General features: G+C 44.5%; 13 protein-coding genes and 1 tRNA gene. 11 read left to right on the top strand and 3 right to left on the bottom strand.

What is annotated here, in order from left to right; translation table 11 throughout:
• Nucleotides 1-119: 119 nt before the first annotated feature.
• Nucleotides 120-920, bottom strand: coding sequence for a methyltransferase domain-containing protein (locus JKM87_RS06340; protein ID WP_202079164.1), 801 nt, complete (start codon nt 918-920; stop codon nt 120-122).
• 285 nt (nt 921-1,205) lie between these two features.
• On the opposite strand from JKM87_RS06340, the gene JKM87_RS06335 reads away from it, so the two are divergent.
• Complete coding sequence (locus JKM87_RS06335) at nt 1,206-1,403, top strand: cold shock domain-containing protein (protein WP_202079162.1); 198 nt, start codon at nt 1,206-1,208, stop codon at nt 1,401-1,403.
• A gap of 184 nt (nt 1,404-1,587) precedes the next feature.
• On the opposite strand, the gene JKM87_RS06330 is transcribed toward JKM87_RS06335, so the two are convergent.
• Both JKM87_RS06330 and JKM87_RS06325 read right to left on the bottom strand, forming a co-directional pair.
• The gene (locus tag JKM87_RS06330) at nt 1,588-2,349 is read right to left on the bottom strand and encodes an MBL fold metallo-hydrolase (protein ID WP_202079160.1); all 762 of its coding nucleotides are present in this window, start codon (nt 2,347-2,349) and stop codon (nt 1,588-1,590) included.
• Between the two features lie 353 nt (nt 2,350-2,702).
• Nucleotides 2,703-2,781, bottom strand: a tRNA-Arg gene (locus tag JKM87_RS06325).
• A 327-nt stretch (nt 2,782-3,108) separates the two neighbouring features.
• Between JKM87_RS06325 and rpoN the strand changes: the two genes are divergently transcribed.
• The 10 genes from rpoN to JKM87_RS06275 all read left to right on the top strand — a co-directional run bounded on the left by rpoN (nt 3,109) and on the right by JKM87_RS06275 (nt 13,616).
• Entirely contained in the window at nt 3,109-4,473 is a 1,365-nt protein-coding gene (gene rpoN, locus JKM87_RS06320) for an RNA polymerase factor sigma-54 (protein ID WP_202079158.1), read from the top strand.
• Nucleotides 4,474-4,640: 167 nt separating this feature from the next.
• Nucleotides 4,641-5,660 carry a sugar-binding transcriptional regulator gene (locus JKM87_RS06315; protein WP_202079536.1) on the top strand — a complete coding sequence of 340 codons (1,020 nt, stop codon included), beginning with the start codon at nt 4,641-4,643 and terminating at the stop codon, nt 5,658-5,660.
• A 65-nt stretch (nt 5,661-5,725) separates the two neighbouring features.
• Nucleotides 5,726-6,733 carry a type I glyceraldehyde-3-phosphate dehydrogenase gene (gap, locus tag JKM87_RS06310; protein ID WP_202079156.1) on the top strand — a complete coding sequence of 336 codons (1,008 nt, stop codon included), beginning with the start codon at nt 5,726-5,728 and terminating at the stop codon, nt 6,731-6,733.
• Between the two features lie 84 nt (nt 6,734-6,817).
• Nucleotides 6,818-7,999 (top strand): phosphoglycerate kinase, encoded by a 1,182-nt coding sequence (locus tag JKM87_RS06305; RefSeq protein WP_202079154.1) that lies wholly within the window; start codon nt 6,818-6,820, stop codon nt 7,997-7,999.
• A 24-nt stretch (nt 8,000-8,023) separates the two neighbouring features.
• Entirely contained in the window at nt 8,024-8,782 is a 759-nt protein-coding gene (gene tpiA, locus JKM87_RS06300) for a triose-phosphate isomerase (protein WP_202079152.1), read from the top strand.
• A complete protein-coding gene (gene gpmI, locus JKM87_RS06295) occupies nt 8,779-10,326 on the top strand; it encodes a 2,3-bisphosphoglycerate-independent phosphoglycerate mutase (RefSeq protein WP_202079150.1) in 1,548 nt (515 codons plus the stop codon). The genes tpiA and gpmI overlap by 4 nt, the downstream gene beginning before the upstream one ends.
• 31 nt (nt 10,327-10,357) lie before the next feature.
• Nucleotides 10,358-11,641: a phosphopyruvate hydratase gene (gene eno, locus JKM87_RS06290; RefSeq protein ID WP_202079148.1), complete on the top strand. Its 1,284-nt coding sequence runs from the start codon at nt 10,358-10,360 to the stop codon at nt 11,639-11,641.
• A 64-nt stretch (nt 11,642-11,705) separates the two neighbouring features.
• The gene (secG, locus tag JKM87_RS06285) at nt 11,706-11,936 is read left to right on the top strand and encodes a preprotein translocase subunit SecG (protein ID WP_202079145.1); all 231 of its coding nucleotides are present in this window, start codon (nt 11,706-11,708) and stop codon (nt 11,934-11,936) included.
• A 108-nt stretch (nt 11,937-12,044) separates the two neighbouring features.
• Nucleotides 12,045-12,773, top strand: coding sequence for an alpha/beta fold hydrolase (locus JKM87_RS06280; protein WP_202079143.1), 729 nt, complete (start codon nt 12,045-12,047; stop codon nt 12,771-12,773).
• A gap of 60 nt (nt 12,774-12,833) precedes the next feature.
• Nucleotides 12,834-13,616 (top strand): alpha/beta hydrolase, encoded by a 783-nt coding sequence (locus tag JKM87_RS06275; RefSeq protein WP_202079141.1) that lies wholly within the window; start codon nt 12,834-12,836, stop codon nt 13,614-13,616.

Below are 13,616 nucleotides of genomic sequence, written 5' to 3'. Positions count from 1 at the left end.
ATATGATATTCTCCGCTAAAAACGAAAATCCTTCTTAATTCGACAAAAAATGTGTTTTGAGACTTTAGGGCCATTGTCTTATTAAGGGGTAGAGTGTGCTGCCTTTCTAATTTCTTTTTCTACATATGTCCTTGCTTTTCGGCTACGATTGTAAACGATTTTGGTATGCCTTTATCAAAAACTTCGGACGAACGATTAGGTGCCTCTACCAGCTCTTTTACCATAAGGTGTGATTGTGCGATCGCCGTTACAATCTCACCCAATGTCCATTGGCGGATTTGAACCTTCTGCATGTCCTGTTTTTCTTCCTCAGGTAAAAATTTGGCGTAAGCCACTTCAGTTTCTTTTATAGAGGAATCAAAGTAATCGCCATCGACTTTATGCTTGCGTATTTTGGCTGTTCTCCCTCTAGATGAGATCAATTTAGTGGAGATAGGGTGGAAATCCTGTAATACCAAACGCCCACCCGGTTTAAGAAGGTGATATACGTTCTCCATCAAAGGGGAAAGGTCTATGAAATAATGTAAGATACCGAATTCCATCATAATGACATCGTAATCTCCTGTTAATTCCTGTTGTGGTAAAGCCAATACGTCTGACACGATGTAGCGAATGGACACACCTGCATGGTCCGCTAATGCGTGCGCGTAACGCGCATTTTCTGGTGCAATGTCAACAACTGTGACGTCCGCCCCCAGTAAGGCCAAGGCCACAGCTTTTGTACCGTTCGAACCTAACAGGTTACCTATTTTTAACCCTCGTACATCACCCATGTATGGCAAAAGTGCCCGTAGAGGTTTTTCTGGTGCTGACTTTAATTTTTCTGCTGCTTGTTGGGGTGTTCCGTGGCGCTGAACCCAGGCTAGATAAGGACTCTGGTTCCAAGCCGCTTCATTCTGTTCACGTTGCTCCTGTTGCACGGATGAAAACCTCCTTAAGAGTGGTAACAGACTTAAGATATTTGAAGGATGTTGAGGTTAGTATCCATCCTTACTGTTTCATTCATACGACACTGCTTCTTTCGACGTTAGGTTGGATACACACATGTGCCACTATACCTAACGTTGCTTTTCTTGGCAAGATACTTTTTCGCATGGATAAAGTGAAAGGAATGCCAAAATTTTTAGATCAAACCGTATTATAATTTAAGGCACAATGGACAAAATAAAATTGTAAACTTATAAACATGGAGGTCTCGTAAAGTAATGCAAGGTACAGTTAAATGGTTTAGTTCCGAAAAAGGATTTGGATTTATTGAAAGAGAAGACGGAGACGACGTATTTGTACACTTCTCCGCTATCAATGAGGAAGGCTTTAAAACGTTAGACGAAGGTCAACAAGTTGAATTTGACATTGTTGAAGGAGACAGAGGTCCTCAAGCTGAAAATGTAGTAAAAATATAACAGATTGATGATGATGGTCACTTCATAAACAAAAAAATCGCGTATGCCTGACTAGGTGTACGCGTTTTTTTGCTTTTAGGTTATGCATAGTACGCCATGATATCTCTCATTTGGCTGCTGTTTTTTCACAAGTTGCATTGGTCCACATACTGTGAGCCTCGATGTTGTTGTTGTCTTAATTTTATTAGTCTTTTTTATGCCATTGAGCCATAAATGACGCGAGCCGTTCTCGCGTCCATGGTTTACCATGCCCATGAATATACAGTTTGGCCTCTTCATCTAATAATCTCTGTAACACATCCATTGAAAACGACTCCCCCGGTTGTCTTTTCGATGAGGGAGGAGGGTAGAAGCTGTCTCCTACAAAAACGATGTCGTCTTCAACGACATGGATGCTGATGGAGTCTTCTGCATGACGGCCACCGATAGCACGGAGTTTTAATGTGAGATGGTCTATATGTAAAAACATGTGACCATTAAAAGTGATATCAGGCATCCTAAGCCGAACATTTTCCCAGTTTTGAATCACCCTTAGCTTTGCTTCGTGACCTGCGCTCTTTTCAGGGTGCTTGACCATGTCCGCTTTGAGATAATCCTCACTCCACGGGACGCCTGACAGTCTCTTAAGATGCTCATAACCTTGTTCGTGACATAAGATGAGACCGTCAAAAGCGCCCATGCCAAATAAGTGGTCCCAGTGATGGTGGGTGATGATGACGTGTGAAATGGGCGGTGCTTGTTGTTGCTCTAGCCAGTTTAGCACCACTTGAGCATGTTCAGGGCCGTTCCCAGCATCCACTAGCACCGTATGGTTTTCCGTTATAATCACACCAATCACCGGTTGTACACGTGTCGGATCGGGGTGAGCTTTTAGTATCCATGTGTGTCGTCCTATTTGTTGCCACTCAGTTTCGTATACGCTTTGGTCTATTATGTGGTCTCCCATCGTTTGATCTCCTAAAATTTATTCTTGGTATTAAATTGGTATTAAAAAATGGTGAGTTGAGCGTTGTGTATGTAGATAAGTCATTCAAGGTTTAAAGAGATTTAAAGAATCAATCTTATTTTCAGTCTAATATAAAAAGGCGTGACCCGCAAAAGGAGACCTAACAAAAACACCTTTTCTGTCCATACGTCATGACAAAAAAGGTGTATTTTTATATATATAGTTATATGGTTTTAAATCGTATATTCGTGTGGTTATGACGATCGTATGTAAGCTACAGCAGAGTTTAGTATCCAAAAGAAAGCTACAGCAAGGTATAATCCAGCAAGGTATAACCACTCAGAACAAAATTATGGCGCACCCGGAGGGATTCGAACCCCCGGCAGACGTGGTACCGGAAACCACCGCTCTATCCAGCTGAGCTACGGGTGCAGACAAGTTAATCCATCGTTAGTACATTGAATAAAAGGTGCAACGTATATTATACGATATGAAACCATGAGATGCAAGGGTTATTCAAGAACGTAAAGCCTGCATATAATGGTCATAAATACAATGACCAGACAAAATACAAGTGGTATGTCTGTCTCTCAAACTTTTCCCTCGTCTCCGTTGAGTTCTTTCCATAACTTGAAAAAGCAAGCGCTATCAAAATCATGTACAATATAAGGTAGATATCATTTGAACGAGGTTTTGTTTTGAGGTTCGTTGACGGCTGTGTGAGTCATACCTAACACACAAAGGAAGGATTGAGCAATAATGGAGCTAGGAATGGGATTACTACAGCAACAGCAAACAAAGCTGGCCATGACGCCAGAGCTTAGGCAATCTATCTCCATTCTACAGTATTCCTTGCCTGACCTTCTGCAATTTCTACATGAAAAAGCGATGGAAAATCCATTACTGGAAGTTGAGGACCCAGAGCACTGGCAACAAACGGTTGAGCGCAAAAATGGCCAGCAGGAAAGTTGGATTGATGATCGGTATCATGGTTTTCCTAGGTCAGAAACGGAGACCTACACCAACCCTATTGATTTATATGTTCATCAAGATCACTCTCTTAACACTTATCTCATAGAGCAGTGTGGATACCTGTCCCTATCTCAAAAAAAGAGAAAGCTGTTAGAGTTTATGATTGGTAACGTGGATGAGGATGGCTACCTGACCACAATCTATGAAGACAGTAAGGAACTGACAGGGTGTACCCGTTCTGAATGGCATGAAGCGCTGTGTACATTGCAACAGTTTGATCCACTCGGCGTTGGCGCCAGAAGTATAGAGGAATGCTTACAATTACAAGTGCGGCAAAGCGAATGGAGAGAGAGCAAGATTGAATCGCTCATTGAGCATCATCTCCATGATCTAGCCAGACACCGTATAGTGAAAATAGCGAAAGCACTTAATGTCACCTCACAAGACGTGCAACAGATGGCTGAATTTATTCGTACCTTAAACCCTCGTCCGGGCGCGCTGTTTCATAAGGATGAAACCAAATACGTAGTGCCAGACGTCATTGTGGAGCCATTACAAGGGCGAGAATTTATGATTCAGGTGAATGACCGAGTGCTGCCTCAGATTCAGATGAATCCCGTGTATCGCCACCTAGAGTATGATCAGGACGCCAAGGCTTATCTAGAGGAAATGAAGCAACAATACGAGTGGATTGTCAGTAGTGTCAAGCAACGTCACCGTACGATATTAAATGTGGCGCAGATCATTGTTGATGCCCAGCGGGATTTTTTCCTATCCGGACAGACAGCAGACCTCAAGCCCTTGACATTAAAACAAGTATCGGAAAGGCTTGATGTCCATGAGTCTACTGTTTCTAGAGCCACGAATCAAAAGTATGTTCAGACCGTTTGGGGTGTCTATGAATTAAAAACCTTTTTTTCAACCCGATTACAGCAAGACCATGGCGGTGCTCTTTCAACGAATGCAGTTAAGGAGAAGGTCCGTGAGCTCATTGATCAGGAGGATAAAACGAGGCCTTTATCCGATCAAGCCATTGTCAAAGCCCTACGTGAGGTCGGTATAAAGGTCGCGAGAAGAACAGTGGCAAAATATAGAGAGGAAGCGGGCATCCTGTCTTCTGCTCAAAGAAAAAAGTACGGTAACAGACGCTGATGTAAGGGTTTACAGCGCCTCGCCAGCGTCTTTTTTTATTGCAATGCGTATAAGCCACTGATAAAATACAGGAAGAATGAATTTTTTTACCTCTGGTGGGACATAATTAGTCTCAGTGGGATAAAAGACGTCCCGGTTTACAGTCTCTACACGGAGGGGGTGTTGATCTGAAGCAAATCATTGAATTGCAAAAAACGCTCGTCCCAGATGTCGTCGATACCATGCGCAATAGGATGTACATCATGCACTTAATCCGTGCTGCTCAACCTGTCGGACGACGTACGCTGGCTCAAATGTCAGGCCTAACGGAAAGAGTCTTACGTTCAGAAACAGATTTTCTCAAAGACCAGGGTTTAATACATATCTCTAAAATAGGGATGAGTCTTTCACAGGAAGGTTCAGAAGTCCTATTAGAGATGGAAGAGGTCACACGAGAGCTGTTCGGCCTACAAGAATTAGAGCAAGCGTTAGAAACGAAGCTAGGGCTTAATAGAGTCGTCGTAGTCATGGGAGACACCGATGAATCTCCGTGGGTCAAAGCAGACCTTGGTAGAGCGGCTGCAGATCAGTTGCGTCAATTGGTACAGCAAAACTGGGTCATCTCCGTTGCTGGAGGGACGACTGTCGCTGCCGTGTCAGAAGCACTCACCTCTAGTACTGTGCTAAAGTCTCTATTATTTGTACCAGCTAGAGGAGGGTTGGGTGAAGAGGTTGAGCTACAAGCGAATACGATTAGTTCAAAGATGGCTAAACAAACGGATGGTAGATACCGTTTGCTGCACGTGCCAGATGAGTTAAGCGTCACTTCTTATCAGTCTTTGTTAAGCGACCCCCAGATCAAAGAAGTGGTCAGGTTAATTCGATCCTCTCGTATGATCATACACGGAATCGGAGAAGCTAAAACCATGGCCAAACGTCGAAAGTCTCCACAGGAAGTCATAGATTTGCTGACGGATAGACACGCTGTAGCCGAAGCATTTGGGTATTACTTTAATGCCCAAGGTGATATTGTACATAAGATACGTACAATTGGATTGCGTCTTGAAGATGTCAGACAAGCTGATCATATTTTAGCTGTGGCTGGCGGAAAGAATAAAGCATCAGCCATACGCGCCTTTCTCAAGCAAGGTGTCCACGATGTGCTGGTAACGGATGAAGGCGCAGCAAGGGAAATACTTAAAGCATAGGTGTTTAGCTTTTTTTAAGCTTACTTATACATTAACTTTTAAAAACAATGAGGAGGATTTACATTATGGCAACAAAAATTGGTATTAATGGTTTTGGTCGTATCGGCCGTAACGTCTTTCGCGCAGCTTTAAACAATCCTGAGGTAGAGGTTGTAGCTGTTAACGACTTAACAGATGCGAAAATGCTGGCTCACTTACTTAAGTACGACTCTGTACATGGCAAGTTAGACCTCAGTGTAGAAGCAACAGAAAACGCGATCGTGGTAAACGGTCAAGAAATTAAAGTATTAGCTGAGCGTGAGCCTGGCAAATTACCGTGGGGAGACCTTGGTATCGAGGTCGTTGTAGAGAGTACTGGACGCTTCACAGCTCGTGACGACGCTGCTCAACACTTAAATGGCGGTGCTAAGAAGGTTATTATTTCAGCTCCTTCTAAAGACGCAGACTTCGATGTCGTACTCGGTGTTAACGAAGATAAGTATGACAATGGTTCTCACCATGTGCTATCCAACGCTTCTTGTACGACAAACTGTTTAGCACCTTTCGCTAAAGTATTAAATGATGAGTTTGGCATCAAGCGTGGTCTGATGACAACGGTACACTCGTACACGAATGACCAACAGATTCTAGACTTACCTCATAAAGATTACCGTCGTGCACGTGCAGCGGCTGAGAATATCATCCCGACAACAACAGGCGCGGCTAAAGCAGTTGCCCTTGTACTACCAGAATTAGAAGGAAAATTAAACGGATTCGCGATGCGTGTTCCAACGAAGAACGTTTCCGTTGTTGACCTTGTTGCTGAATTAGATAAAGACGCTTCAGCTGATGATGTGAACAAAGCGCTAAAAGAAGCGGCTGAAGGGCCATTAAAAGGCATTCTTGCTTACTCTGAAGAGCCTCTTGTATCCACTGACTACAATGGGGACCCACACTCCTCAACCATTGACGCGCTATCTACAATGGTGCTCGACGGAAACATGGTTAAAGTCGTATCTTGGTACGATAACGAGTGGGGCTACTCTAACCGCGTTGTTGACCTTGTTGAATACATCGCATCAAAAGGATTATAATCAACGTAACCACTGGGGAGGAGAATTGAACATTCTCCTCTTTCCCATGCATGATACGATTGACTGAGTCAGGAGGCGAAAGTAATGAATAAACAAAGTATCCGTGATATTGATTTAAAAGGGAAGCGGGTCTTCTGCCGCGTGGACTTTAATGTTCCTATGAGCGAAGGGCGCATCTCAGATGATACACGTATAAAAGCAGCCCTACCGACGATTGGATACCTCATTCAACACGGTGCCAAAGTCATCCTCGCAAGCCACCTTGGTCGACCTAAAGGTGAGGTTGTTGAAGATCTTCGTTTAGACCCAGTGGCCGAACACTTAGCCGAGTTACTTGGTAAAGAAGTGTCTAAGGCCAACGATGCTTATGGGACGGAAGTTGAAAACCACATAGCAGAGATGAAAGAAGGGGACATTTTACTCCTAGAGAATGTGCGTTTCTATGCAGGAGAAGAGAAAAACGATCCTGAGCTAGCTCAATCCTTTGCACGCCTAGCAGACCTTTATGTCAATGACGCATTCGGTGCCGCTCACCGTGCCCATGCTTCTACAGAAGGGATCGCTCATCATTTACCAGGCGTTGCAGGTTTACTCATGGAAAAAGAACTTCAGTTCCTAGGAAAAGCACTTGAGGACCCTGACCGTCCATTTACGGCTATTATTGGCGGTGCGAAGGTAAAAGATAAAATAGGTGTGATTGAGTATCTATTAGATAAAGTCGATAACCTTATCATCGGTGGCGGACTCTCATACACATTCGTTAAAGCGATGGGACATGAAATTGGGAAATCCCTACTAGAAGAAGATAAGCTAGACTTAGCAAAAACTTTTATGGAAAAGGCCAAAGACAAAGGCGTTCATTTCTACTTACCCCAAGACGTGACTGTCGCTGATGAATTTTCTAGAACAGCGAACACCAAGGTAGTCGATATAGACGAGATTCCATCCGATTGGGAAGCACTCGATATTGGCCCTAAGACCATCGAGCGCTATAGAGAGATCATCCAGGACTCTCAACTCGTCATCTGGAACGGCCCAATGGGTGTTTTCGAGTATGACCTATTTGCCCAAGGGACGAATAGTGTAGCCAAAGCGGTGGCTGAATGTGAAGGCACGACCATTATTGGTGGTGGCGATTCTGCTAGTGCTGTACAACAAGCGGGGTTATCTGACGAAATGGATCATGTATCCACTGGAGGCGGCGCTTCACTAGAATTTATGGAAGGTAAAGTACTTCCGGGTGTCGCTGCACTACAGGACAAGTAAGTGTAAATAGAGGAGGAAACAATGATGCGTAAACCTATTATCGCCGGAAACTGGAAAATGCATAAAACAGTAGAAGAAGGCAAGCATTTCATCAATGAAATCGACGGCCTTGTCCCTAACGAAGCCGATATCGATACGGTCATTTGTGCGCCATTTGTCCATCTCCCAGTACTTGTCGACCTTGTGAAAGAAAAGCCGGTTGCCATCGGAGCTCAGAACATGCACTTTGAAGAGCAAGGCGCTTTTACAGGAGAAGTGAGTCCGACAATGCTCAAGGACCTCGGTGTCGATTACGTCATCTTAGGGCACTCTGAGAGAAGACAGTATTTCAACGACACGGATCAAACAGTGAATAAAAAGACCAAAGCGGCGCATCAGTATGGTTTAGTACCGATCGTATGTGTGGGGGAAAACCTTGATCAACGTGAGGGTAACCAGACAAAGGACGTCGTCAAAGAACAAGTGACGCTAGCGTTCGATGGTTTATCCGCTGAGCAAGCTTCCCAAACGGTCATTGCCTATGAACCCGTATGGGCCATCGGAACTGGAAAATCCTCATCCGCTGAAGATGCGAATGAAGTGATTACATACATACGCAGTGTCGTTTCTGATCAGTTCGGTTCTGAGGTTGCAGATAAAGTACGTATCCAATACGGCGGTAGCGTAAAGCCGGAAAACATCAAAGAATATATGGGACAGTCAGACATTGACGGTGCCTTAGTAGGTGGCGCCAGCCTTAAAGGAGATTCCTTCCTACAATTACTGGAGGGACATAAAGGATGAGTCAGAAAAAACCTGTCGCTTTAATCATCTTAGATGGATTCGCCTTAAGAGATGAAGAAAAAGGGAATGCGGTCGCACAGGCCAAAACACCCCATTTTGATCGATATTGGGAGAACTACCCCCATACCATGTTAAAAGCTTGTGGTGAAGCGGTTGGGTTGCCTGAAGGGCAGATGGGGAACTCAGAAGTAGGCCACTTGAACATCGGCGCAGGCCGAGTGGTATATCAAGATCTTACACGTGTGAATAAGGCCATCAACGAAGGGACGTTTTACGAGAATGACGTCATGGTTAAAGCCATGCGATACGCACGTGAACAAAATAAAAAACTCCATTTTTATGGTCTATTGTCTGACGGGGGCGTTCATAGTCACATTGAGCACCTGTTTGCTATGCTCGACCTGGCCAAACAGGAAAAGGTGAAGGACGTCTACGTGCATGCCTTTCTTGATGGACGTGACGTTGCTCCTGACAGTGCACGTGGCTATATTGAACAACTCATTCAAAAAATGGATGAAATCGGTGTTGGTCAGCTAGCCACCATCCAAGGGCGATACTACTCAATGGACCGTGACAAGCGTTGGGACCGTACGGAAAAAGCGTACCGTGCCATGGTTTATGGTGAAGGGCCCAAATATAAGGACCCAATCCAAGCGATTGTGACGTCGTACGAGAACAGTGTTTATGATGAATTTGTCGTGCCGACCGTCATGGTTGATGAAAATGATCAGCCAATCGGTTTAATCGAATCTGAGGACGCCGTCGTATTCTATAACTTTAGACCGGACCGTGCCATTCAAATCTCACAAGTCTTTACCAACGAAGACTTCCGAGGCTTTGACAGAGGGGAACAATTCCCTAGAGATCTTCACTATGTGTGTCTCACGCATTTCAGTGAAACAGTCGATGGCTTTGTCGCTTACAAGCCAGAAAATCTAGATAACACATTGGGTGAAGTGCTCACACAGAACGGCCTCACCCAATTGCGTATTGCAGAGACTGAGAAATACCCTCACGTCACGTTCTTCTTTAGTGGTGGTAGAGAAGCCAAATTTGACGGGGAAACGAGAGTACTCATTAACTCTCCGAAGGTTGCCACGTATGACTTACAGCCTGAGATGAGTGCATACGAGGTAAAGGATCAGCTGCTAGAAGAGATTGAGTCAGATAAGCATGACGTGATTATTTTAAACTTTGCTAATCCTGACATGGTAGGACACTCTGGTAAACTAGAGCCAACAGTGAAGGCTGTTGAAGTTGTTGACGAGTGTCTCGGTGAGATTGTGGATAAACTTAAGGCCAAAGGTGGCACTGCTGTTATTACAGCGGACCATGGTAACGCGGACATGGTGATGGATGAAGAGGGTAACCCTCACACGGCCCACACGACGTATCCTGTGCCGTTTATCGTCACACAAGAAAACAGCACCTTAAGAGAAGACGGTATTTTGGCAGATATTTCACCGACGATCTTAGACTTATTAGAGGTTAAGAAACCAAAAGAAATGACGGGAACATCATTGATTAAAGGAAACGAAGTATAACTTTATACATTTAAAATAAGGAGTGATAAGCATGATTATTTCTGACGTATTTGCACGCCAAGTATTAGATTCTCGTGGGAATCCTACAGTAGAGGTAGAAGTACAGCTCGAGTCTGGTGCGATCGGAAGAGCAATCGTTCCTTCTGGTGCTTCTACAGGTGCTCACGAAGCCGTTGAATTAAGAGATGGGGACAAGGAAGTCTTTCTAGGTAAAGGGGTTACCAAAGCTGTAGAGAACGTCAATGAGACGATCGCCCCTGAGCTTATCGGTTATGATGCACGTGACCAAGTTGGGATCGATGAATTAATGATCGACCTAGACGGGACACCTAATAAGTCTAAGCTTGGTGCCAATGCCATCCTAGGGGTGTCCATGGCTATAGCAAGAGCTGCTGCTGAAGGTCTAGGACAAGAACTATATGAGTACCTTGGCGGATTCAATGCCAAGACACTACCTGTCCCTATGATGAACATTCTCAATGGTGGGGAGCACGCGGATAATAACGTGGATATCCAAGAATTTATGGTTATGCCAGTCGGTGCGGACAGCTTCACACACGCCCTACGTATGGGTGCAGAAATTTTCCACAGTCTAAAGAAAGTGTTAAGCGAACAAGGGTTGAACACGGCGGTTGGTGACGAGGGTGGTTTTGCCCCCAACCTTTCTTCAAACGAAGAAGCGATCAGTACCATCATCACAGCGATTGAAAAAGCAGGGTATAAGCCAGGAGAAGAAGTGTTTATCGCATTGGATGTCGCTGCAACTGAGCTATACCAAGATGGCCAATACGTGTTAAAAGGTGAAGGTGTCACACGTACAACAGACGAAATGGTTTCCTTCTACGAAGAGCTGATTAACAAGTATCCGATTATTTCAATCGAAGACGGCTTAGATGAAGACGATTGGGATGGCTGGAACAAGCTAACGGAAACGATCGGGAACCGCGTACAGCTTGTAGGCGATGACCTATTCGTGACCAACACTGAACGTCTATCTAAAGGAATTGAACAAAACGTGGGTAACTCTATCCTCGTAAAAGTAAACCAAATCGGTACTCTAACTGAGACGTTTGACGCAATCGAAATGGCCAAACGTGCCGGCTACACAGCTGTCATCTCCCACCGTTCTGGGGAAACTGAAGATACAACGATTGCCGATATCGCTGTAGCCACAAACGCTGGACAAATCAAAACGGGGGCGCCTTCTAGAACAGATCGCGTTGCCAAATATAACCAGTTACTTAGAATCGAAGACAAACTCGCATACGTTGGGCTTTACGGTGGCTCTGACGCCTTCTATAACTTAAAGAAGTAATTGAAATGTGGGACAAAGTGTGATACTTTAATAGTATTGCATACTCACTTAGGAGGTGGGAGAGATGATCTTTAAAATACTACTCATCATCGTTTCCCTTGGTTTGATCGCTGTAGTGCTACTTCAAAGCGGACGTAGTGCTGGTTTGTCTGGCGCTATCGGCGGTGGTGCGGAACAAATTATGGGGAAACAAAAAGCTCGTGGTGCTGACGCACTACTCGGAAAGCTAACAACGGTATTTGCCGTACTGTTCATCTTATTGTCTATGACAGTAGCATATATTGTGGGTCAATAAAATATTTCGTGCATACATTAAAGACAGTAGGGAGTCAAAGCCTGCTGTCTTTTTCTTTTTAAAGACAGGAAAACAGGGTAATATAAGTAGAAGAAATGACAACAAGGAGTGAAGTGTGTGAAGGGGTGTATGTTGATCCACGGTTTCACCGGTAGTCCCCGTGAAATCAAACCTTTAGCAGATTATTTTCGCGAACACACGGAATGGAAGGTTTATACTCCCACTTTGGCTGGACACGGAAATGAACACTCTTTAGAAGAGACAACGTGGCAGGATTGGATTCGTTCAGCAGAGCAAGCCCTTCAAACTGCCGTACGAGAATGCGATGAAGTCTATCTCATTGGCTTCTCGATGGGTGGCCTCATTGCCGGACATCTCTCTTCGCGTTACCCGGTATCTAAGTTAATATTGCTTAGCCCAGCTGTATACGCACCACATACCCAACAGCTAGTCAGAGAGCTGTCTGGCGTCGCCAAAGGTTTCTTTAATGAGGAGGCGTACGCACGACAAAGTTTGCAACGTTACAGAAAGAAATGGACGTCCACACCGATCAAAGCGGTTGTAAACTTCCGTAGGCTTGTTAGACAACTCAAACCATCATTAAAAGACATACGCGTGCCTTTGTTAATTATACATGGCGAGAAAGATCACGTGGCCCATCCTAAGGGGGCTAAATACCTCTACCAGTGTGTACAATCTTCCGAAAAAGAGTTGCTCTTACTCAAAGATTCAAAGCACATCGTGTGTCACGATTGTGAGCGAGAGATATTGTTTGAGAAGGTCTCTCAATTTCTAAACGCAACAACCAAAGAGCCGATGCTAGAGCCCGAGCACTAATCTCGTTGTCATGCGGCTCTGTCATCAGCAGCATTAGAATGGAGGAATGGGAGTGCACCTATGGAACATACAACGTTACCACAGCCATTGACATTAAAAGCTACCGATTCAAAGGTAGGCGTTTTACTCATACACGGTTTCACGGGAACGACGAATGAGATTCGGGAGTTAGGAGAGTATCTACATGCTCAAGGATACACGGTTCACGCCCCTCTGCTAAAAGGACACGGTTGCACACCAGAGGAAATGGCGTGCACAACGTGGGTAGACTGGTGGGTGAGTGCCAAGACAGGCTATAGCCACTTAAAAGCGTTGGGGTGTGAGCATATTGTACCTGTTGGTTTGTCCATGGGTGGACTCCTATCACTTAAAATTGCTCAGTATGAGCGGGTCTTGGGGATCGTCACCTTGTGTGCCCCAATTAAGGTACACGATCGAAGGATGGGATTAGCACAATACCTTTATCATCTAAAGCCTTACCTCAAACGTCGGGAGAAAAAGGCCTATCATATTGAAAAAGAACTTTTCATCTATGATCGCACGCCCATAAAATGTATCGCCAGCTTGCATAACCTTATGGAGAATGTGGGCTATGCACTACCCGTGATTCGAGCGCCTATCATGATCATACAATCTGAGCAGGATGAAACGGTAGATCCCTGCAGTGGAAGAATCTTATATCAGAAGATTGGCAGTGCCACAAAGGAGCTTAAATATTTTCAGAAATCAGGACACATAATTACCTTAGACGAAGAAAAAGATGACCTGTTTGACATCGTACATCAATATATCAAACGACTAGAAAGGAGTGATAGCCTTGATCAACAGGGAAACATTACTTGA

It is taken from the genome of Caldalkalibacillus salinus (assembly GCF_016745835.1).
In the GTDB taxonomy this organism is placed as follows: domain Bacteria; phylum Bacillota; class Bacilli; order Caldalkalibacillales; family JCM-10596; genus Caldalkalibacillus_A; species Caldalkalibacillus_A salinus.
Note: the sequence above shows the minus strand (reverse complement) of the source record. Positions and strands in the feature narration are given on the sequence as shown.

What these genes read in the sequence shown, in the direction of transcription:
- JKM87_RS06335 (WP_202079162.1), top strand. Translation starts at nt 1,206, where the DNA reads ATGCAAGGTACAGTTAAATGGTTTAGTTCCGAAAAAGGATTTGGATTT.
- JKM87_RS06330 (WP_202079160.1), bottom strand. Translation starts at nt 2,349, where the DNA reads ATGGGAGACCACATAATAGACCAAAGCGTATACGAAACTGAGTGGCAA.
- rpoN (WP_202079158.1), top strand. Translation starts at nt 3,109, where the DNA reads ATGGAGCTAGGAATGGGATTACTACAGCAACAGCAAACAAAGCTGGCC.
- gap (WP_202079156.1), top strand. Translation starts at nt 5,726, where the DNA reads ATGGCAACAAAAATTGGTATTAATGGTTTTGGTCGTATCGGCCGTAAC.
- JKM87_RS06305 (WP_202079154.1), top strand. Translation starts at nt 6,818, where the DNA reads ATGAATAAACAAAGTATCCGTGATATTGATTTAAAAGGGAAGCGGGTC.
- tpiA (WP_202079152.1), top strand. Translation starts at nt 8,024, where the DNA reads ATGCGTAAACCTATTATCGCCGGAAACTGGAAAATGCATAAAACAGTA.
- gpmI (WP_202079150.1), top strand. Translation starts at nt 8,779, where the DNA reads ATGAGTCAGAAAAAACCTGTCGCTTTAATCATCTTAGATGGATTCGCC.
- eno (WP_202079148.1), top strand. Translation starts at nt 10,358, where the DNA reads ATGATTATTTCTGACGTATTTGCACGCCAAGTATTAGATTCTCGTGGG.
- secG (WP_202079145.1), top strand. Translation starts at nt 11,706, where the DNA reads ATGATCTTTAAAATACTACTCATCATCGTTTCCCTTGGTTTGATCGCT.
- JKM87_RS06275 (WP_202079141.1), top strand. Translation starts at nt 12,834, where the DNA reads ATGGAACATACAACGTTACCACAGCCATTGACATTAAAAGCTACCGAT.